The following is a 19,872-nucleotide window of genomic DNA, read 5'->3' on the forward strand; positions in this document are numbered from 1 at the left end:
AGCACGGTCGACCGTCGACGTCCGCTTGAGCGCCCCGGAGGCGAACCGAGCCTCGAAAAAAGGGAGAGCGCGCGCAGGCTGTGAGGTACGAGCAGCCGAGCACGGTCGACCGTCGACGTCCGCTCGGGCGCCCCGGAGGCGAACCGAGCCTCAGAAGAACAGCCCCGGAGGCGAACCGAGCCTTAAAAAAATCAAGCCCAGTTGAGGATGATCTTGCCGCTGCGGGCGGTCGCCGCCTCGTCGAACGCGGCCTCGAAGTCCTCGTACCCGTACGAGCCGGTGATGACGGGCCGCAGGTCGAGGCCGGCCTCGATCAGGACGGTCATCGCGTACCAGGTCTCGTACATCTCGCGGCCGTAGATTCCCTTGACGGTGATCATCGACGTGACGATCTTCGACCAGTCGACGGCGAATTCCTCGGCGGGCAGGCCCAGCATGGCGATGCGTCCGCCGTGCGTCATGTTGTCGACCATGTCGCGCATGGCTTCGGGGCGGCCGGACATCTCCAGACCGATGTCGAAGCCCTCCTTGAGGCCGAGCTTGGCCTGCGCCTCTTTGATGCTGCTCTGCGCGACGTTGACGGCGAGGGTGGCGCCGACCTGGCGGGCCAGTTCCAGGCGGGGCTCGCTGACGTCGGTGATGACGACGCTGCGGGCGCCGGCGTGCTTGGCGACGGCGGCGGCCATGATGCCGATCGGGCCCGCACCGGTGATCAGTACGTCCTCGCCGACCAGCGGGAAGGACAGCGCGGTGTGCACGGCGTTGCCGAACGGGTCGAAGATCGCCGCGACGTCGAGGTCGACCTTGGTGCGGTGCACCCACACGTTGGAGGCGGGCAGCGCCACGTACTCGGCGAAGGCACCGTCGCGGCCGACGCCGAGACCGATCGTGCTGCGGCACAGGTGGCGGCGGCCGGCCAGACAGTTGCGGCACTTGCCGCACACCAGGTGGCCCTCGCCGCTGACGATGTCGCCGACCGCGATGTCGGAGACGTCCGCACCGACGTGCGCGACCTCGCCGACGAACTCGTGGCCGAGCACCCGGGGCGTGGTGACGGCCTGCTGCGCCCAGCCGTCCCAGTTGCGGATGTGCAGGTCGGTGCCGCAGATGCCGGTGCGCAGCACCTTGATGAGCACGTCGCCGGGGCCGGTCTCCGGCTCGGGGACGTCCATGAGCCACAGCCCCGGCTCGGCCTTGTGCTTGACGAGTGCTCTCATGGCTGTGGCTCCAGGCGGTAGGGCGTGACGGCACGCGGTGAGGCGGCGCCGGTCCATGGCTGTCCCATGGTGATCGTCCACGGCCGTCCCATGGTGATCGTCCATGGCTGTCCCATGGTGATCGTCCGTGGGAGTCCCATGGTGATCGCTTGCGGGCTCCAATCTGCCGATCCGCGCGGGCCGCGTCCATCGAGGATTTCTTAAGTGGCCCCCAAGCCGAGCTTCATTCGCACACCCGCGTGGGCCGCGGTCATCCGCGATACGTCTCCAGGAGCCGCAGCCACACCTCGCTGATCGTGGGATACGAAGGAACCGCGTGCCACAGCCGTGACAGGAGCACCTCGCCCACCACGGCCACCGTCGCGGAGTGCACCAGTTCGCTGACCGCGGGGCCGACGAAGGTGACGCCGATGAGGGTCTCGGTGTCGAGGTCGACGACCATGCGGGCGCGGCCCTTGTAGCCGGAGGCGTAGAGGCCCGCTCCGGCGACGGACGCCATGTCGTAGTCGACGGCCCGCACCCTGCGGCCCGCCCGTTCGGCCTCCGCGAGGGTCAGGCCGACCGAGCCCGCCTCGGGGTCGGTGAAGACCACCTGGGGGACGGCGGCGTGGTCCGCGGTCGCCGAGTGGGCTCCCCAGGGGGCCTCGTCCACCGGGCGGCCCTGTGCCCGTGCGGCGATCGCCCCGCCCGCGATACGGGCCTGGTACTTGCCCTGGTGGGTGAGGAGCGCCCGGTGGTTGGCGTCGCCCACCGCGTACAGCCAGTCGGAGCCCGTCACCCGGCAGCTGTCGTCGACGCTCAGCCAGGACCCCGGCTTGAGGCCGACCGTGTCCAGGCCGATGTCGTCCGTTCGGGGCGCGCGGCCCACCGCGAAGAGGATCTCGTCGGCTTCGAGCTGTTCGCCTCCGTCGAGGGTGACGGTGACCGTCGCTCCGTCGCGCTCCACCGCGGAGACCGACACTCCGGTACGTACGGTGGCGCCCGCCTCTTCGAGGGCCTCGCGGACGAGCTCGCCCGCGAAGGGCTCCATCCTCGGCAGCAGCCCGGCCTCGCCCCGTACGAGAACGGTGACCTGTGAGCCGAGCGCCTGCCAGGCGGTGGCCATCTCCACGCCGACCACTCCCCCGCCGACGACCACCAGCCGGCCGGGCACCTCCTTGGCGCTGGTCGCCTCGCGGCTCGTCCACGGCTTGGCGCCGGCGATGCCGGGCAGGTCGGGGACGACGGCCCTGGTGCCTGTACAGACGGCCACGGCGTGCCGGGCGGTGAGCGTCGTCCGCCCGCCGTCGGGGGCCTCGACGGTGACCTTCCTGGGCCCGTCGAGGCGGCCGTGGCCGCGGTGGATCGCCACGCCGATCGACTCCACCCAGCCGACCTGTCCGTCGTCCTTCCAGTTCGAGGTGTAGTAGTCGCGGTGGGCGAGGACGGCCGGTACGTCGAGGTCACCCTGGACGGCCTGCTCAAGCCCGGGTACGCGGCGGGCGTCGGCGCGTGCGGTGACCGGGCGCAGCAGCGCCTTGCTGGGCATGCACGCCCAGTACGAGCACTCGCCGCCGATCAGCTCCGACTCGACGACGGCGACGCTCAGCCCGGCTGCGGCGGCCCGGTCCGCGACGTTCTCGCCGACCGGGCCCGCGCCCAGCACCACGACGTCGTACTCGGTGGATTCCCGGCCTGCTTCGGTTTCTGTGGCAGCTGTCATGAAACTCAGTCTGCTGGATGGTGTGCGCCGTGACCACAGGGGAAGGCGGACCGACGGAATAGGGCGGCGCCGTGCACCGTTGTGCGGTGACGGTGACGCCCGGAATGACGGAAGAGGAGCACAACATGGCCACTGTCGAGCTGACCAAAGAGAACTTCGACAGCGTAGTGACCGACAACGACTTCGTCCTGATCGACTTCTGGGCGTCGTGGTGCGGCCCCTGCCGTCAGTTCGCGCCGGTCTACGAAGGGGCTTCCGACCGTCACGCGGACCTGGTCTTCGCCAAGGTCGACACCGAGGCCCAGCAGGAGCTGGCGGCCGCCTTCGAGATCCAGTCGATCCCGACCCTGATGATCGTCCGGGAGAACGTCGCGGTGTTCGCCCAGCCCGGCGCGCTGCCCGAGGCGGCTCTTGAGGACGTCATCGGCCAGGCCCGCAACCTGGACATGGACGAGGTGCGCAAGTCGATCGAGGACGCGCAGACCGGGGCCCCTGAGGCCGCCGGGGAGCAGAAGGAAGCGGGCTGAACCCCGTACCCCTGTGAAGCGCGTCCTGCGACGCGCCGGTGGGCGCCGCCTCATGGAGGCGGTGCCCACTCCCGTGTCCGGTGCGTGCTCAGCGCTCCAGTACGAGCGCCAGCCCCTGACCGACCCCGATGCAGAGCGCGGCAAGACCGGTGCCCGAGCCCGCCGCCGCCAGCTGGTGGGCGACCGATCCCGCGAGGCGTGCGCCTGAGGCGCCGAGCGGGTGTCCGAGGGCGAGGGCGCCACCGCGCGGGTTGACCACGGCGGGGTCGAGCTCGGGCCAGGCGGCGAGACAGCCGAGCGACTGGGCGGCGAAGGCCTCGTTCAGCTCGAAGACGGTGAGGTCGGCGAAGCTCCGGCCCGCCTTGCCCAGAGCCCGGTCGACCGCTTCGACGGGGCCGAGCCCGAAGAGCTCCGGTGCGATGCCGGTGACCGCGGAGGTACGGATACGGGCGAGCGGTTCGCGTCCGGTGGCCCGCAGCCCCTCCTCGTCGACCAGGAGCAGGGCCGCCGCCCCGTCGTTGAGCGGCGAGGAATTGCCTGCCGTCACCGTGCCCGTGCCGTCCGTACGGAAGACCGGCTTCAGCCGGCCCAGCGTCTGAGGGGTCGAGGACTCCCGGATGCATTCGTCGCGCAGGAGGTCGACGCCCTCGTACGGCACGACCTCGCCGTCGTAGAGCCCCGCGGCCCACGCGGCCGCGGCTTTGTGGTGGCTGGCGAGGGCGAAGGCGTCCTGTTCCGCCCGGCCGATTCCGTGCTTGTCGGCGACGAGTTCGGCGCCCTCGCCGAGGGAGACGGTCCACTCGGCCGGCATCCGCGGGTTGGTCATCCGCCAGCCCAGCGTCGTGGAGTGCAGCTGCTGGTGACCGGCGGGAAAGGCCCGCTCGGGCTTCTGCAGGACCCAGGGGGCGCGGGACATCGACTCGACGCCGCCCGCGATCGCCACGGACGCGTCGCCGAGGGCGATCGCGCGGGCCGCCTGGATCACGGCCTCCAGGCCCGACCCGCAGAGCCGGTTGACCGTCACGCCGGGGACGGTGACGGGCAGCCCGGCGAGCAGGACCGCCATGCGGGCGACGTCACGGTTGTCCTCGCCCGCGCCGTTGGCGTCGCCGAAGTACACGTCGTCGATCCGGGCCGGGTCGAGGTCCGGGGTCCTGGCGACCAGGGACCGCACGACATGGGCGGCGAGGTCGTCGGGGCGTACGCCCGCGAGCGCGCCCCCGAACTTACCGATCGGCGTGCGGACGGCGTCGACGACGTAGACGTCACGGATGCTCGTGGGCATCGGAACTCTCCTCCGGCTCAAGGGCGTTCGCACCGAAGGCTCCGAACCGATACCGGGTTCTCCCCTCCGTACGACCGCCTGTGATCGTCCTTGATCACCCGCGCCCGAGTCTGTTCCGCGTCCCGTCGGCTGTCAACGCCCGGCGGGACACCCTCTGACCCCGATGTCTCAGCTCGACTCGCGCGGCACCGCGTGCGCGCCCATCAGGTCGCTGTTCTCCACCTGGTCCGACGGGTGCTGCACCAGCCGGTCGACCAGGTCCGCGAGGTACTGGCCGGGCGGCATCTCCAGTCGCACCGTACTGAGGCTGGGGCGCAGGAGCTTGCCCATGAGGAGGTTGTCGGCGCCCATGACCGCGGCCTCGCCGGGGACGTCGATGCCCGCGTCCTGGAGCGCCCTCATGAGGAGCTGTGCGTACTCGTCGTTGTACGCGAACACCGCGTCCAGGCCCAGGTCGCGCCAGCGGGCCGCGAGGGCCGCCGCCGACTCCTCGTCGTACCGCATGCCCAGCGGTTCGACGCTCGCGCCGGTGCCGGCGACCGCCTTGCGCAGGCCCGCCAGGCGCGGCTTGGAGAAGAGCTCCAGGCCGGGTTCCTCCGGGACGACGGCGCCGATGCGGCGGTGGCCGCGCGCCAGCAGGTGCTCGGCGGCGGCGACGCCGACCTCGCGCTGGTCCATCACCAGCGAGTGGGCGCCCTCGACGCGCTGCGGGCCCAGCGTGATGACGGCCTTGGCCCCCGACCTCTTGAGGAGCTGCACGCCGCGCGCGCTCAGGGTGATCTCGCCGAGCGACACCACGGCCACGGGCCGCAGTTCGGCCCAGGCGCGGGCCGCCTCGTCACCGGTGAGGCCGAGGCTGCCGTACTGCACGACCGTGTAGTCGAGGTTGCGCAGCGCCCAGTGCAGCTCGTTGAAGAACTGGCCGTAGAGCGGGCCGACGGGGATGTGCGCGGTCGGCAGCAGGACCATGCGGGTGTGGCCCGCGCGCAGACTGCGGGCGGCCGCGTGCGGGACGTAGCCGAGTTCCTCGGCGGCCTCGCGGACCCGGCGGCGGGTCGGCTCGCTGATCCGTACGGCCGAGGTGTTGTTCAGGACGTACGAGACCGTGGCGCGCGACACGCCTGCCAGGCGTGCGACATCTGTACTGGTGGGGACGGGTTGGTCGGCTGACTTCTTCGGTGTCTGGCTCATCGCGTTCGGCATCTTTCCAGACGAGTGCGGCACAGGGTCTAGCGGTTGGCCGGAATTGGGTGCTACAAAGCGTTTACACGGGTCACTGACACGTGTCACCTTCGCTCTCGGAGCGCCCGGCAGAACCCTTCTCCACTCTGCGGGCAGAGCTCTCTCCTCATCCCATTCGCCGCTCATTTCACCCTGGAGGGCAGCGTGGCCCTTTCCTCCCCCGGCACCGGCGTTGCAGCCGGCACCGACTCCGCCCCGTCAGCCGCCCCGACCCGAGGGCTGCTCCCCCTGCTGCTCGTCGGCAACACCGTGATGTACGCGCTCTACATCGGCGTGCCCGGCTTCGTGCTGGCGATGCAGGTCGCCGGCATCGACGAGGCGCACAAGGTCAGCAACATGACCGTCGTCTCCGGTGTGTCCGCGGTCTTCGCCACGATCTTCAACCCGATCGCCGGCGCGATGTCCGACCGCTCCGGGCGCCGCAACCCGTGGATCCTGGGCGGCGGCGTCGCCGCCCTCGGGGTGATGGCGCTGCTGGGCAGCGTCAACACCGTGCTCCTCGTGACGATCGTCTGGTGCCTCGGCCAGGCGGCGATGAACTTCTACCAGGCAGCGCTCACTTCGGTGGTTCCGGACCGCGTCCCGCTCGCCTCGCGCGGCAAGGCGTCGGCGGCCGTCGGCCTCGGCATCCCGCTGGGCTCCACCGTCGGCGCCCTGATCGGTGCGGCGTTCTCGGACAGCTACCGCACCGGGTACCTGCTGTTCGGCGCGCTGGTGGCGGCCGCGGCCGTCCTGTTCACCCTGTGTGCCCGTGAGGAGCGCCGGCCGGGCAAGCCCCCGGTGCCGTTCAAGGAACAGTTCACGTCCTTCGCCAGTGCGCTGGCGAACCACGACTTCCGCTGGGCGTTCATCGGCCGGGCGCTGCTGATACTCGGCTACTTCGGGGTCCTCGGCTTCCAGCTGTACATCCTCCAGGACCACACGAAGCTGCCCGCCGGGATGGATCCGGCGTCCGCCGCGGCGATCCTGACGATGGTCAACTCCGCCGCATCGGTGGTCTCCACCGTCCTCGGCGGCTGGCTGTCCGACAAGTACAACCGCCGCAAGCTGTTCGTCGGGGTCTCCGCGATGCTGGCCGCCGTCGCCATGATCTTCCCGGCCCTCTCGACCAGTTGGACCGCGATGCTGGTCTTCGGCGCGATCAACGGCCTGGGCTTCGGCTGCTACATGGCCGTGGACACCGCGCTGGTGACGATGGTGCTGCCGAAGTCCGAGGACGCCGCCCGTGACATGGGCATCCTCAACGTCGCCAACGCGGGGCCGCAGATCGCCGCCCCGTTCGTCGCCGGTCTGGTCGTGCAGCTCAGCGGCGGTTACACCGCGCTCTTCCTGGTCGCGGCGGTGCTCTCGGTACTGGGCGCCCTCGCGGTGCGCCCGATCCGCAGCGTGCGCTGACCGGCACGCCGGTCGGCGGACGGCCCTTCGGCGGACGGCCCGCCGCCCAGCCGTCCGCCACCCAGCCGTCCGCTGACCGGCCGTCCGCCGGTCGAAAGTCCGCTGGCAGACTGCCCCGCACGGCCCCCGGCTCACAAGGCCCCACCCGCACCACCGAGAAAGGCACTTCGTCGTGCAGCTGAACACCCACACCTGGGGCGAGGGCGACCGCACCGCCCTCCTCATCCACGGCATCATGGCCGACCACCGCGCCTGGCGGACCGTCGGTCCCGCGCTGGCGGGCAAGGGCTACCGCGTCATCGCGGTGGACCTGCGGGGCCACGGCCTCAGCGGGCGCGCCGACTCCTACACCCCGGAAGACTTCGCAGACGACCTCGTCGAGACGCTTCCTGCGGGCGCCGAACTGGCCGTCGGCCACTCGCTGGGCGGGCTCGTCCTGTCCCTCGCCGTGGACCGGCTGCGTCCGGCGCGTGCGGTGTACTCCGACCCGGCGTGGCACCTGGAGCTGCCCGGGGGCGCGGGCCCCGAGGTCTTCGCCCAGTTCAAGTCGCTCCCCCGGCAGCACATCGCCGGGCTGAACCCGCGCTGGGACGAGGCGGACGTCGACATCGAGGTGGCGACCCTGGCGCTGTGGGACGAGGCGTCGGCGCTCGGCCTGGCCGGTCTCCGGGACCGCGACCTGCTGCCCGCGAAGCCGGTCGTTCCGTCGCTGGTGCAGCTGGCCGACCCGAGCATGCTCATCAACGAGGAGCGGGCGGAGCTGCTGCGCGGGCGCGGCTTCGACGTCCGTACGGTCAAGGGCGCCGGCCACACCATTCAGCGGGACGACTTCGACGGTTTCATGTCGTCGCTGGATGGCTGGATCTAGTCATTTCCCGGGGGCGTCGTGCAGGAGTGCCGTGGCTGGTCGCGCCCACACGGCGGAGCCGCATATCGGTACAGCCCCGTACCTCTGAAGACTGCCCCCTACCCTGGGCGCGTGACGACTTCAGTGGACAACCCGAAGGACCCTGACTTCCGGCCCGACCTGCCCGGCAGCAGTGGTCCGAGCGCGACGACCGAGGCCGAGCCGCACGAGATCGGCCCGGTGCGGATGGAGTACGCCCCCGAGCGCGACGGCGATCCCGACCCGGGCGAGATCGTGTGGACCTTCGTGCCGTACGAGGAGAACGACGGACGCGGCAAGGACCGCCCCGTGCTCGTGGTGGCCCGCGAGGAGGCGGGCACGCTGCTGGCGGTGCGGCTGTCGAGCAAGCGGCACGACCACGACCGCGAGTGGCTGCCGATCGGTTCGGGGCCGTGGGACAGCGCGGGCCGCGAGTCGTGGGTGGACCTGGACCGGGTGCTGCGGGTGCACGAGGACGGGATGCGGCGCGAGGCGTGTGCGCTGGACCGGCCCCGGTTCGACCAGGTGGCGCAGCGGCTCGGCGAGCGCTACGGCTGGCGCGGCTGACCGTACCGGAGTCCTCTGCTGTACGTACCGGGGGTCCGGCCGACGGCGCTTCAGGCGGCGAAGGCCGTACGGAACGCCGCGAGGGCCGGGCCCCCGCCGGTACGGTCGAGGACCGCGAGGGTCACCCGGTCGAAGTGGCGGGCGAACCGCCCGTCGCCGGTCAGCAGGTCCCTGAATACCCCTGCCACCACCGGGGGTTCGTTCATGAAGACCCCGCAGCCCCACGCCCCGAGGACGATCCGCCGGTAGCCGCAGGCCACCGCCACCTCCAGGACGCGCTCCGCCCGCGAGGCGAGCACGGCCGGGACGCGCCCGGCCTCCTGCGGCTCCCGTTGCCGGATCACCCCGGCGTTGGGGGCGGGCGAGGTGAGAAATCCCGCCTTGTACGGGGCGCAGAGCAGCCGTCCGCGGTCGTCCCGGAAGACCGGAACGCCGGGCGAGTGGATTACGCGGTCGGTGTAGAACACGTCGCGTTCGGCGCGGTGGTGGGCGTAGAACTCCGGTGCTCGCAGCAGGCAGGTGTACAGCGCCGAGGCGCGGCAGAGCGCCTCTTCCTGGGCCTGTGCGCCGTTGAGGTAGCCGCCGCCCGGGTTGCGGGCCGAGGCGAAGCACAGGACGGCGACCGGGTCGGGGGCCTCGCCGGTCAGGCGGCGGGCCGCCTCGGTGCTGCTCTCGCCGGTGACTTCGAAGACGGTGCCCGTAAGGATTCCACCGTCCGCCACAGGCACAGGCACAGGCAGAGGCACAGGAACCGGCTCCGGCACAGGCACAGGCACAGGCTCCGGCCCGTACATCCGTGTGCCGGCCGCTGCGGCGGCCGTGTCCGCGGCGATGGACACGTCCCGGCCCTCGGGGCAGACGTACTTCCCGGCGGCGACGATGCTTTCCGTTTCTCGCGCGATCCCGCGCAGTCGTGCACTCACCGGATGATCTTCCGCCGCGCATCCCCTTCGGCGCAAAGGGTTTTGCAGGAGCGCCGCCGCACCCGGCCGTCACCCCGTCACGGCCAAAAGATGCCTCTTGCGCGATGCCCCGACAGTCGCTTGGGTGGTCTGCTGTGCCCCGGCCCGGCCGGCCGGGACACGCACACCGGGCACAGTCATGGAGCTTCGAGGAGGAGGAACCGACCATGTCCACAGACCGGTTCACCGAGGGCGGGCCGCCCATCGCCGAGACCGAGGCGGCGGACCTGCTGCGATGTATCTGCTTCAAGACGGGCCCACCCCGGATGGTCGGGGCGGAACTCGAATGGCTCGTCCACGACCTGCACACGCCGCACCTGCCCGTCTCCCCCGGCCGCCTCGAAGCGGCCCATGCCGCCGCACGCTCGCTGCCGCTGCGGTCGGCCCTCACCGTCGAACCCGGCGGCCAGTTGGAGCTCAGCTCACTGCCCGCCCCCTCTCTCACGGAAGTCATCGACTCCGTCTCCGCCGATCTGACCGCCGTACGCGGCGCCCTGCACGCGCAGGGGCTCGCTCTGGCCGGATTCGGCCAGGACCCCTGGCAGGCGCCGCGCCGCTTCCTGCGGGAACCCCGGTACGAGGCCATGGAGCGCTACCTCGACCGGGCGGGTCCTTCCGGTCTCGCCATGATGTGCACCTCGGCCTCGGTCCAGGTGTGCGTGGACGCCGGACACGAGGAGCCGGGCCCGCTGGGGCTCGGGCGGCGCTGGCTGCTGGCCCATCTGCTGGGTGCGGTACTGCTCGCCGCGTTCGCGAACTCCCCCTATGCGCAAGGCGTTCGTACGGGTTGGCGCTCCCACAGGCAGGCCCTCTGGTCCGGCATCGAGCCCGGCCGTACGCTCGCCCCGCCGTCCGGCGCCGAGCCGCGTGCCGCGTGGGCACAGCGGGTCCTGGACGCCCCGGTGATGTGCGTACGGGCCCGGGACGGTGAACCCTGGGAGGTGCCGGAGGGGCTGACCTTCCGGGACTGGACGCGCGGCCGGCAGCCGCGCGCCCCGGACCGCGCCGATCTCGCCTATCACCTCACGACGCTGTTCCCGCCGGTCAGGCCGCAGGGGCACCTGGAGCTGCGGATGATCGACGCGCAGCCCGGTGAGGACGGGTGGCTGGTGCCGCTCGCCGTGACGGCGGCGCTCTTCGACGACGCGCAGGCGACGGAGATCGCCTATCGCACCGTCAAGCCCCTTGCGGAGACCGCTGGTTCGGGGCCCGCGCCGCACAACCCGCTGTGGGAGACCGCCGCCCGCGAGGGCCTGTCGGACCCGGAGCTGCACGCCGCCGCCGTGATCTGTTTCGCCGCCGCCCTCGACGCGCTGCCCCGGCTGGGTGCGACGGAGCCGGTGCGGGACGCGGTCGCTTCGTACATCGAACGCTATGTGTCCCGTGGCCGCTGCCCCGCCGACGACCTGCTCGACCTCGATCTGGAGGAACCTCTTCGATGAAGGACACCGCCCAGCCCCAGGACGTGGACTCCGCGGGGCTTCGCAGCCGCGCCGTCGAGGCGCTGACCGCCGCCAGGACCCGTACCGAACTGCTCACCTCCTGCATCGATGACGCCGAACTGACCGCCCAGCACTCGCCGTTGATGTCCCCGCTGGTCTGGGACCTGGCGCACATCGGCAACCAGGAGGAGCTGTGGCTCCTGCGCAACGTCGCCGGGCGTGACGCGATGCGGCCCGAGATCGACTCGGTGTACGACGCCTTCGAGCACCCGCGTTCCGCGCGTCCGACGCTGCCGCTGCTCGCCCCCGCCGAGGCCCGGACGTACGCGGCCGAGGTGCGCGGCAGGGCCCTGGACGTGCTGGAGCGCAGTCCGTTGCGCGGCGCTCCGCTGGTGTACGACGCGTTCGCGTTCGGGATGGTGGCCCAGCACGAGCAGCAGCACGACGAAACGATGCTGATCACCCATCAGCTCCGCCGCGGGCCCACCGCGCTGACCGCTCCCCCGCCGCCGTCCGCGCCCGACGGTGCGGCACTTCTGCCGGGTGAAGTCCTGGTCCCCGGCGGCCCGTTCACGATGGGGACCTCGGTGGAGCCGTGGGCGCTGGACAACGAGCGGCCCGCGCACGCCACGTTCGTACCTGCCTTCCACGTCGACACGACTCCGGTCTCGTGCGGGGCGTATCTGCGTTTCGTCGAGGACGGCGGCTACACGGAGCCGCGCTGGTGGGAGGCGGCCGGCTGGGCGATGGTCCGCGAACACGGCCTGACGGCACCGCTGTTCTGGCGGTGCGAGGGGGGCCAGTGGCTGCGGCGGCACTTCGGTGCGACCGAGCCCGTGCCGCTCGACGAGCCGGTCCTGCACGTCAGCTGGTACGAGGCGGACGCGTACGCGCGCTGGGCGGGCCGGCGGCTGCCTTCGGAGGCCGAGTGGGAGAAGGCGGCCCGGCACGACCCGGCGTCCGGCCGCTCGATGCGCTATCCGTGGGGCGACGCGGACCCGACCCCGGAGCGCGCCAACCTGGGCCAGCGCCATCTGCGCCCGGCGCCCGTCGGGGCGTATCCGGCCGGTGAATCACCCCTGGGGGTACGGCAGTTGATCGGCGACGTGTGGGAGTGGACGTCGAGCGACTTCCTGCCCTATCCGGGGTTCGCCCCGTTCCCGTACCGCGAGTACTCGGAAGTCTTCTTCGGCCCGGGACACAAGGTGCTGCGCGGCGGTTGTTTCGGCGTCGACCCGGTGGCGTGCCGGGGCACCTTCCGCAACTGGGACCTTCCGGTGCGGCGGCAGATCTTCGCCGGGTTCCGCACCGCTCGGGACGCCTCGGAAGGAGAGTTCTGATGTGTCGTCATCTCGCTTTCCTCGGTCCTGATTTGCCGTTGCGGGAGGTCGTCGTCGAGCCCCTGCGCGGTCTCTATCACCAGGCCTGGGAGCCCCGGCTGCAGAAGCACGGCTCGGTCAACGCCGATGGTTTCGGGGTCGGCTGGTATGCCGACGGTGACCCGACGCCCGCCAGGTACCGGCGCACGGGCCCGATGTGGGCCGACACCAACTTCGCCGATCTGGCCCGGGTCGTACGGTCGGGGGCGCTGCTGGCGGCAGTGCGGGACGCCACCGAGCCGGGCGCCGACGGGGAGGCCGCGGCGGCGCCGTTCGCCTCGGGTCCCTGGCTGTTCAGCCACAACGGGTCACTGCCCGGCTGGCCGGCCTCGATGGCGGGACTCGCCGCCGTCCTGCCCGCCGCCGAGCTGCTGACCCTGGAGGCGCGCTGTGATTCCGCCCTGGTGTGGGCGCTGGTCCTGCACCGGCTGCGGGCCGGCGACGAGATGGGCCAGGCCCTCGCCGAGACGGTGCTGGAGGTGGCGGGGGCAGCGCCCGGGTCCCGGCTCAACCTGCTGCTCACCGACGGCACCACGGTCACCGCGACCGCCTGGGGCGACACCCTCTGGTACCTGGCGGAGCCGGGCCGCCGCACGGTGGTCGCCTCCGAACCGTACGACGACGACCCGCACTGGGTGGAGGTCCCCGACCGCACCCTGCTCGCCGCCACCCGCACCGACGTCCTGCTGACCCCGCTCAAGGAGCCCGCCGCGTGAGCCCGTACCTCGTGACCCGTACCCTCCCCGTGAACTCCACCGACGCCGATCTGCGCACCGATGTGCTCCAGGGGCTCGGCCGCGGTCCCAAGTCGCTGCCGCCCAAGTGGTTCTACGACGCGCGCGGCAGCGAACTGTTCGAGGAGATCACCCGGCTCCCCGAGTACTACCCCACGCGTGCCGAGCGGGAGATCCTGCGCGCTCGTGCACGGGACGTCGCCGCCGCCACGCAGGCGCGCACGCTGGTGGAGCTGGGCTCCGGGTCGTCGGAGAAGACCAGGATCCTCCTCGACGCCCTCCCGGGCCTGCACAGTTACATACCCGTGGACGTCAGCGAGAGTGCGCTCGCTCTCGCCGCGGAAGGCCTCCTGGCCGAGCGTCCCGACCTCTCCGTGCACGCACTGATCGCCGACTTCACACGCGGGCTCGCCCTGCCGGGCACGCCGGGGCCGCGGCTGGTGGCCTTCCTCGGCGGCACGCTCGGCAATCTGCTTCCCGAAGAGCGTGCCGTGTTCCTGAAGTCCGTACGGTCGATGCTGCAGCCGGGGGACGCCCTGCTGCTCGGCACGGACCTGGTGAAGGACGAGTCCACGCTCGTCGCGGCCTACGACGACACGGCGGGGGTGACGGCCGCCTTCAACAAGAACGTCCTGACCGTCCTGAACCGTGAACTGGACGCGGACTTCGACCCGGACGACTTCGACCACGTGGCGCACTGGGACCCGCGGCAGGAGTGGATCGAGATGCGGCTGCGGGCCCGCTCGGCGCTGACGGTGAAGGTACGGGAGCTGGACCTCGCGGTCACCTTCGCTGCGGGCGAGGAGCTGCGCACCGAGGTGTCCGCGAAGTTCCGCGAGGCGGGCGTACGGAGCGAACTGGCGGCCGCCGCAATGGAGTTGGGCCACTGGTGGACGGACAGCGCGGGCCGCTTCGCCCTGTCGCTGTCCGCCCCCGGGTAGGAACCACCGTCCACCGGGCCGCAGGGCCCAGGAGACTTCCGTCCACCGGGCCGCCAGTCCGTCGAGTGGGGCCGGGCGGCCTGCCGTCCGGCCTACTCCTCTTCTTCCTTGCCGACCCGCTGCAGCACCTCGGTGATCTCCGCCGACGCCTGCTTCGCGGCGACGGCGGCAGGGGCGCCGTTCAGCACCTTCGTCATGTACTTCTTGATCGGGTTGTCCGCCTCGACGTCCCCCCACTTGGGCGACGCGGGAGTGGCATGGCCCGCCACGGCTCCCCTCGCCATGGCCGCCACGCCCTCCTCGCCCGCCACCGCGGAGGCCAGACTGCCCTTGTTGGGGACGTAGTTCATGGTGCGGGCGAGGTCCTTCTGCCACTTCTCGCTCGCCAGTGCCTTCACCACCTCGATCGCCGCACGCCGCTCGTCCGTGCGCTCGGGGATCACCAGGTCGGAGCCGCCGATGAAGACGGCTCCCGGGGTGTCCTCGGTCTTGCCCGGGAGGGGGAAGAAGCCGAGCTTGCCGCGCAGTTGCGGGTTCTTCTGCTCGACGAGCTTCGCGGTGCCGGGGGTGGCGATGATCTGTGCGATGTCCCCCTGGGCGAACATGTCGGCCTGCGGGGGCTTCTCCTCGTCCGCGTCGCGGGGGCCACGGCCGAGCCCCTGCATCTTCTTGTAGAACTGCATGCCCTTGAGCGCGGCCTCGCTGTGCAGCGTGCCGCTCCACTTCCCGCCGGCGTCGGCGGCGAGCTCGCCGCCCTCGTCCCAGATGAAGCCGGACAGCGTGTACCAGTCCTGCCCTGCCAGGTAAATGCCCTGGTTTCCGTTGGTGTTGAGATCGTTGGTGGCCTGGAGCCACTCCGTGCGGTCGCGCGGCAGCGTCTTGATGCCGGCCTGCTGGAAGAGGTCCTTGCGGTAGATGACCACGCGGTTGGCCGCGTACCAGGGGATGCCGTACTGCGCGTTGCTGATCCTTCCCGGTTCGGCGAGACCGGGCAGCCAGTCGTCGCCGCCGAAGTCGCGGACCGACTCCAGGGTGAGGTTCTGCAGGCCGCCGCGGTCGGCGTACTGGGCGACATGGGTGTTGCCGACCTCGATGACGTCGGGCGGACTGTCGCTCTCCAACGCCTTGTTGACCTTGGGGCCGATGCCGGCCCACGGCTGGATCTGGAACTCCAGCGTTGTATTGGCGTGGTTCCGCTCGAACTCCTCCGTGAACCTTTTCAGGAATTCCTGGGAAGCACTGTCTTTCATCAACCAGACCGTGATGGTCTTGGACTTCTCCTCGGGGGCCGATCCGGGCAGCATCCCGCAGCCGGTCAGGAGGGCGCCTGTCGTGGCACACGCGGTGGCGACGGATATGGAGCGTTTCTGCGCAAGGTTCACGGATCAAGAAATATGCATGGACCATTCCGCTGGTCAAGGGGTTCCGGGGCACGACTTGCAGTCCGTGCGCCGCCGTTGTCCGCCCGGCCCCCGGTCCCTTCCGCTTCTGCCTCGCTCCTCAGGTGCGTCCCTCCCGCTCCTGGGCGTCCTTGAGCGCGGCGGACGCGGCGGTCCAGCGGGCCCGTACGACCGTGAACCCGGCCTGCTCCGCCGCGTCGCAGACGAGGGCGTCGTCGTCGACGAGCACCCGTACCTCCCGGCCCCTGGCCAGCCTTTTGAGGATCTCCAGTTTGGTCTGCCGGGCGGGCCGCCGGTCGTTGTCCGGCCGCATCCACATCCGCCCCTCGGGCAGCCCCTGGGCGGCGAGCCAGGCGACGGAGTCGCGGCGGCATCTCTCCGGGCGTCCGGTGAGGTAGACGACCTCGCACTCCCGCGCGCTGCTCAGCGCGAGCGCGACCCCCTCGGAGAGGGGCGGGTCCTGGGGCGCCGCGGCGAAGAAGGCGTTCCAGTCGCGCGGCTTGCGTTCCAGGAAGCGCTGGCGGTGCGTGCTGTCGGCGAGGGTCCCGTCGAGGTCGAACACGGCGAGGGGCCTGGGGTGATCCGTCATGGCCACAGCCTAAGGACCCGGCCGGGGCCTCGGTCGAAATGCCGTTCGGGAATCTTGTCGCCGCTCCTGCGTTGAACCCTGTGTGAGCACAGTGATCGCGCAGACCCGGTTTTCCGTTCTGGACCGTTCCCGCACCCGCGAGGGGCACGACGGCCCGCAGGCGCTGCGCGACTCTGTGCGCCTCGCCCAGCAGCTCGAAGCGCTGGGTTCTTTCGACCGTTTCTGGGTCTCCGAGCACCACAGTGTGCCCGGGGTGGCCGGTTCCGCTCCGACGGTGCTGGCCGCCGCGGTCGCCGCCGCGACCTCCACGATCCGGGTCGGCACCGGCGGAGTGATGCTGCCCAACCATCAGCCCTTGGTGGTGGCCGAGCAGTTCGGGGTGCTGGAGGCACTGTTCCCCGGCCGGATCGACATGGGTCTGGGCCGCTCGGTGGGCTTCACCGACGGGGTGCGCAAGGCGCTCGGCCGGGACAAGGACGACGCCGACCGCTTCGAGGAGCAGCTGGCGGAGCTGCTGCGCCGGTTCACCGGCGGCGGCCCGGTGCACGCGTACCCGGCGGAGGGTCTGCGCGTACCGCCGTTCGTGCTGGCCACCGGGGAGGGTGCCCGGATCGCCGCCGCGGCCGGGCTGCCGGTGGTGGTCGGCGACCTGCGCGGCCGGGAGAAGCTCCTGGCCGCCGTGGACCGCTACCGCGCGGACTTCCGGCCGTCCGTGTGGGCGGCGCAGCCGTACGTGGTGATAGCGGGGACGGTGGCGGTCGCGGACAGCGAGGAGGCGGCCCGGCGGCTGCTGGTCCCGGAAGCCTGGTCCATGGCGTACTCACGCACTCACGGCACCTTCCCGCCGCTGGCCCCCGCCGAGGACATCGAGCGGCGGGCCCGGGCCGAGGGCGGCATGAGCGACAAGGAGCGGGGCTTCTACGAGAGCGGGCTGCGCGGCCATGTGCACGGCACCCCGGAGCAGGTCGAGGCGGCTCTCACCGAGGTGATCGGGGCCACCGGTGCGGACGAGGTGCTGGTCACCACCAGTACGTACGACCGGGCGGGCCTGCTGGACTCCTACCGGCTGCTGGCGGCCCTGGTGGGGCGCGACCGGCAGGCCGTGCCCCCGCACGCCCAGATCCCCCGCCGCCCCCGGATCCCCACACGCGCCTAGAATCGAACTGTTTGTCCCGTGGCTCCCCCCCGCCGCCGCCCCCGTTCGTACGGAGTACCCCATGCACAGCCCGCACGATCCGTACGTCCGTGTCCGGGGCGCCCGCGAGCACAACCTCCGCGACGTCGACGTGGACATCCCGCGCGACGCCCTCGTGGTCTTCACCGGAGTCTCCGGCTCCGGGAAGTCGTCGCTGGCCTTCGGGACGATCTACGCGGAGGCACAGCGCCGCTACTTCGAGTCGGTCGCCCCGTACGCCCGCCGGCTGATCCACCAGGTCGGTGCCCCGCGCGTCGGTGAGATCAGCGGCCTGCCGCCCGCGGTCTCCCTCGAACAACGCAGGTCGGCGCCGTCCTCCCGGTCTTCCGTCGGTACGGTTACCACGCTGTCGAACTCGCTGCGGATGCTCTTCTCGCGGGCGGGCACCTACCCGGCGGGCGCAGGTCACCTCGATTCGGACGCGTTCTCGCCGAACACCGCCGCCGGGGCCTGTCCCGAGTGCCACGGGCTCGGCCGCGTCCACGGCACCAGCGAGGAGCTGCTGGTGCCGGACCCGTCGCTGTCGATCCGCGACGGGGCGATCGCCGCCTGGCCGGGTGCCTGGCAGGGCAAGAACCTCCGGGACGTGCTGGACGCCCTCGGGTACGACGTGGACCGGCCGTGGCGGGAGCTGCCGCAGCAGGACCGGGACTGGATCCTGTTCACGGACGAGCAGCCGGTGGTCACCGTGCACCCGGTGCGCGACGCGGGCCGCATCCAACGCCCGTACCAGGGCACGTACATGAGCGCCCGGCGGTACGTCCTGCACACCTTCGCCGACACCAAGAGCCAGTCGCTGCGCACGAAGGCCGAACGCTTCCTGAGCAGCGCGCCGTGCCCGGCGTGCGGCGGCAGCAGGCTTCGCCCTGAGGCCCTGGCGGTCACTTTCGCGGGCCGTACGATCGCGGAGCTGGCGGCGCTCCCCCTCGCCGAGCTCTCGGAGGTCCTCGCGGCGGGCACCGCCGGGGAGACCGCCCGTGTGCTCACCGACGACCTCCGCGCCCGTATCGCCGTCGTCACCGAGCTCGGTCTCGGCTATCTCGGCCTGGACCGCACCACCCCCACTCTCTCCAACGGAGAACTCCAACGTCTGCGCCTGGCCACCCAGTTGAGGTCCGGGCTCTTCGGTGTGGTGTACGTCCTGGACGAGCCGTCGGCCGGACTGCACCCGGCGGACGCCGAGGCCCTCCTGGTGGTCCTGGACCGGCTGAAGGCGTCGGGCAACTCGGTGTTCGTCGTGGAGCACCACCTCGATGTCGTACGCCGTGCGGACTGGCTGGTGGACGTCGGCCCGGCGGCGGGCGAGCACGGCGGGCTGGTGCTGCACAGCGGGCCGCCCGCCGCGCTCGCCGAGGTCGCACAGTCGGCGACGCGTCGCTTCCTCTTCGACCGGCAGCCGCCGCCGGTACGGGCCGTCCGCGAGCCGTCCGGGTGGCTGAAGCTCGGCCCGCTGACCCGGCACAACCTGCACGCGCTGGAGGCGGAACTGCCGTTGGGCGTCCTGACCGCCGTGACCGGGGTCTCGGGCTCCGGAAAGTCCACCCTGGCGGGCGGGATCACCGATGAACTCCCCGGTGTGCAGCGGCTGGTGACGGTCGACCAGAAGCCGATCGGCCGCACACCGCGCTCCAACCTGGCGACGTACACCGGACTCTTCGACGTCGTGCGGAAGCTGTTCACGGCGGAGGAGGAGTCGAAGGCGCGCGGGTACAGAGCGGGCCGGTTCTCCTTCAATGTGGCGGGTGGCCGCTGCGAGACCTGCCAGGGCGAGGGTTTCGTCTCGGTGGAGCTGCTCTTCCTGCCCAGTACGTACGCGCCGTGCCCGGACTGCCACGGCGCCCGCTACAACCCGCAAACGCTCCAGGTCACGCACCGGGGCCTGAACATCGCCGAGGTGCTGGACCTGACGGTCGAGGCGGCGGCGGACTTCTTCGCCTCCACTCCGGCCGCGGCCCGCAGTCTGCGCGCCCTGCTCGAGGTGGGTCTCGGCTATCTGCGGCTCGGCCAGCCCGCCACCGAGTTGTCCGGCGGCGAGGCCCAACGCATCAAGCTGGCATCGGAGTTGCAGCGCTCCAGTACCCGCAGGGGGCACACCCTGTACGTCCTCGACGAGCCGACGACCGGACTGCATCCCGCCGACACGGAAGTCCTCATGCGGCAGCTGCACGGTCTCGTGGACGCCGGGAACTCGGTGGTCGTCGTCGAGCACGACATGGCCGTAGTGGCGGGCGCCGACTGGGTGCTCGACCTCGGCCCCGGCGGCGGCGACGAGGGCGGCCGGATCGTCGCGGCCGGACCGCCCCGCGAGGTGGCCCGGTCGGCGGAGAGCCGTACCGCGCCGTACCTGGCACGGGAATTCGCCGGTGGATCCGTCTAGTCCTCCACGGGCCGGTACGCCGTCCTGAGCGC

The 19,872-nt window shown here is 71.7% G+C and carries 17 protein-coding genes; 10 read left to right on the plus strand and 7 right to left on the minus strand.

What is annotated here, in order from left to right:
* Positions 1–191: 191 nt before the first annotated feature.
* Complete coding sequence (gene tdh, locus AB0D18_RS33450) at positions 192–1,217, minus strand: L-threonine 3-dehydrogenase (RefSeq protein WP_362427262.1); 1,026 nt, start codon at positions 1,215–1,217, stop codon at positions 192–194.
* A 250-nt stretch (positions 1,218–1,467) separates the two neighbouring features.
* Entirely contained in the window at positions 1,468–2,919 is a 1,452-nt protein-coding gene (locus AB0D18_RS33455; protein WP_362427265.1) for an NAD(P)/FAD-dependent oxidoreductase, read from the minus strand.
* A 125-nt stretch (positions 2,920–3,044) separates the two neighbouring features.
* Between AB0D18_RS33455 and trxA the strand changes: the two genes are divergently transcribed.
* The gene (trxA, locus tag AB0D18_RS33460) at positions 3,045–3,446 is read left to right on the plus strand and encodes a thioredoxin (protein ID WP_362427268.1); all 402 of its coding nucleotides are present in this window, start codon (positions 3,045–3,047) and stop codon (positions 3,444–3,446) included.
* A gap of 88 nt (positions 3,447–3,534) precedes the next feature.
* On the opposite strand, the gene AB0D18_RS33465 is transcribed toward trxA, so the two are convergent.
* Together AB0D18_RS33465 and AB0D18_RS33470 are read right to left on the minus strand one after the other, a co-directional pair.
* A complete protein-coding gene (locus AB0D18_RS33465; protein WP_362427271.1) occupies positions 3,535–4,731 on the minus strand; it encodes a thiolase family protein in 1,197 nt (398 codons plus the stop codon).
* Between the two features lie 168 nt (positions 4,732–4,899).
* Positions 4,900–5,922: a LacI family DNA-binding transcriptional regulator gene (locus AB0D18_RS33470; RefSeq protein WP_362427274.1), complete on the minus strand. Its 1,023-nt coding sequence runs from the start codon at positions 5,920–5,922 to the stop codon at positions 4,900–4,902.
* 195 nt (positions 5,923–6,117) lie between these two features.
* On the opposite strand from AB0D18_RS33470, the gene AB0D18_RS33475 reads away from it, so the two are divergent.
* The 3 genes from AB0D18_RS33475 (at position 6,118) to AB0D18_RS33485 (ending at position 8,821) form a co-directional block, all read left to right on the plus strand.
* Entirely contained in the window at positions 6,118–7,368 is a 1,251-nt protein-coding gene (locus tag AB0D18_RS33475) for an MFS transporter (protein WP_362427277.1), read from the plus strand.
* Positions 7,369–7,540: 172 nt separating this feature from the next.
* Complete coding sequence (locus tag AB0D18_RS33480; protein ID WP_362427280.1) at positions 7,541–8,236, plus strand: alpha/beta fold hydrolase; 696 nt, start codon at positions 7,541–7,543, stop codon at positions 8,234–8,236.
* 123 nt (positions 8,237–8,359) lie between these two features.
* The gene (locus tag AB0D18_RS33485) at positions 8,360–8,821 is read left to right on the plus strand and encodes a type II toxin-antitoxin system PemK/MazF family toxin (RefSeq protein WP_362427412.1); all 462 of its coding nucleotides are present in this window, start codon (positions 8,360–8,362) and stop codon (positions 8,819–8,821) included.
* A gap of 50 nt (positions 8,822–8,871) precedes the next feature.
* Here the strand turns inward: AB0D18_RS33485 and AB0D18_RS33490 are convergent, their stop codons facing one another.
* Positions 8,872–9,744, minus strand: a complete 873-nt coding sequence (locus tag AB0D18_RS33490; RefSeq protein ID WP_362427283.1) for a TIGR02452 family protein — start codon at positions 9,742–9,744, stop codon at positions 8,872–8,874.
* Positions 9,745–9,950: 206 nt separating this feature from the next.
* On the opposite strand from AB0D18_RS33490, the gene egtA reads away from it, so the two are divergent.
* From egtA to egtD, 4 genes are read left to right on the plus strand one after another with little or no spacing between them, the layout of a single operon-like run.
* Positions 9,951–11,225: an ergothioneine biosynthesis glutamate--cysteine ligase EgtA gene (gene egtA / locus AB0D18_RS33495; RefSeq protein WP_362427286.1), complete on the plus strand. Its 1,275-nt coding sequence runs from the start codon at positions 9,951–9,953 to the stop codon at positions 11,223–11,225.
* Positions 11,222–12,565: an ergothioneine biosynthesis protein EgtB gene (egtB, locus tag AB0D18_RS33500; protein ID WP_362427289.1), complete on the plus strand. Its 1,344-nt coding sequence runs from the start codon at positions 11,222–11,224 to the stop codon at positions 12,563–12,565. Before egtA ends, egtB begins: the two co-directional genes overlap by 4 nt.
* Positions 12,565–13,320, plus strand: coding sequence for an ergothioneine biosynthesis protein EgtC (egtC, locus tag AB0D18_RS33505; RefSeq protein ID WP_362427292.1), 756 nt, complete (start codon positions 12,565–12,567; stop codon positions 13,318–13,320). The genes egtB and egtC overlap by 1 nt, the downstream gene beginning before the upstream one ends.
* Positions 13,317–14,279, plus strand: coding sequence for an L-histidine N(alpha)-methyltransferase (egtD, locus tag AB0D18_RS33510; protein ID WP_362427295.1), 963 nt, complete (start codon positions 13,317–13,319; stop codon positions 14,277–14,279). Before egtC ends, egtD begins: the two co-directional genes overlap by 4 nt.
* A 92-nt stretch (positions 14,280–14,371) precedes the next feature.
* Here the strand turns inward: egtD and AB0D18_RS33515 are convergent, their stop codons facing one another.
* Both AB0D18_RS33515 and AB0D18_RS33520 read right to left on the minus strand, forming a co-directional pair.
* Positions 14,372–15,637, minus strand: coding sequence for an extracellular solute-binding protein (locus tag AB0D18_RS33515; RefSeq protein WP_362427415.1), 1,266 nt, complete (start codon positions 15,635–15,637; stop codon positions 14,372–14,374).
* Between the two features lie 142 nt (positions 15,638–15,779).
* Positions 15,780–16,268, minus strand: coding sequence for a hypothetical protein (locus AB0D18_RS33520; protein ID WP_362427298.1), 489 nt, complete (start codon positions 16,266–16,268; stop codon positions 15,780–15,782).
* Positions 16,269–16,350: 82 nt separating this feature from the next.
* Here AB0D18_RS33520 and AB0D18_RS33525 point away from each other — a divergent pair, with 82 nt between their 5' ends.
* The gene (locus AB0D18_RS33525; RefSeq protein ID WP_362427301.1) at positions 16,351–17,424 is read left to right on the plus strand and encodes an MsnO8 family LLM class oxidoreductase; all 1,074 of its coding nucleotides are present in this window, start codon (positions 16,351–16,353) and stop codon (positions 17,422–17,424) included.
* Between the two features lie 61 nt (positions 17,425–17,485).
* Entirely contained in the window at positions 17,486–19,840 is a 2,355-nt protein-coding gene (locus tag AB0D18_RS33530) for an excinuclease ABC subunit UvrA (RefSeq protein WP_362427304.1), read from the plus strand.
* Positions 19,841–19,872: the final 32 nt, after the last annotated feature.

The sequence above is a fragment of the Streptomyces sp. NPDC048442 genome, assembly GCF_040651475.1.
Taxonomy (GTDB): domain Bacteria; phylum Actinomycetota; class Actinomycetes; order Streptomycetales; family Streptomycetaceae; genus Streptomyces.

Excerpts from the sequence above, each read along its gene's own strand:
- egtA (WP_362427286.1), top strand. The coding sequence starts at position 9,951 with ATGTCCACAGACCGGTTCACCGAGGGCGGGCCGCCCATCGCCGAGACC.
- tdh (WP_362427262.1), bottom strand. The coding sequence starts at position 1,217 with ATGAGAGCACTCGTCAAGCACAAGGCCGAGCCGGGGCTGTGGCTCATG.
- AB0D18_RS33470 (WP_362427274.1), bottom strand. The coding sequence starts at position 5,922 with ATGAGCCAGACACCGAAGAAGTCAGCCGACCAACCCGTCCCCACCAGT.
- AB0D18_RS33530 (WP_362427304.1), top strand. The coding sequence starts at position 17,486 with ATGCACAGCCCGCACGATCCGTACGTCCGTGTCCGGGGCGCCCGCGAG.
- trxA (WP_362427268.1), top strand. The coding sequence starts at position 3,045 with ATGGCCACTGTCGAGCTGACCAAAGAGAACTTCGACAGCGTAGTGACC.
- egtC (WP_362427292.1), top strand. The coding sequence starts at position 12,565 with ATGTGTCGTCATCTCGCTTTCCTCGGTCCTGATTTGCCGTTGCGGGAG.
- egtB (WP_362427289.1), top strand. The coding sequence starts at position 11,222 with ATGAAGGACACCGCCCAGCCCCAGGACGTGGACTCCGCGGGGCTTCGC.
- AB0D18_RS33455 (WP_362427265.1), bottom strand. The coding sequence starts at position 2,919 with ATGACAGCTGCCACAGAAACCGAAGCAGGCCGGGAATCCACCGAGTAC.
- AB0D18_RS33520 (WP_362427298.1), bottom strand. The coding sequence starts at position 16,268 with ATGACGGATCACCCCAGGCCCCTCGCCGTGTTCGACCTCGACGGGACC.
- AB0D18_RS33465 (WP_362427271.1), bottom strand. The coding sequence starts at position 4,731 with ATGCCCACGAGCATCCGTGACGTCTACGTCGTCGACGCCGTCCGCACG.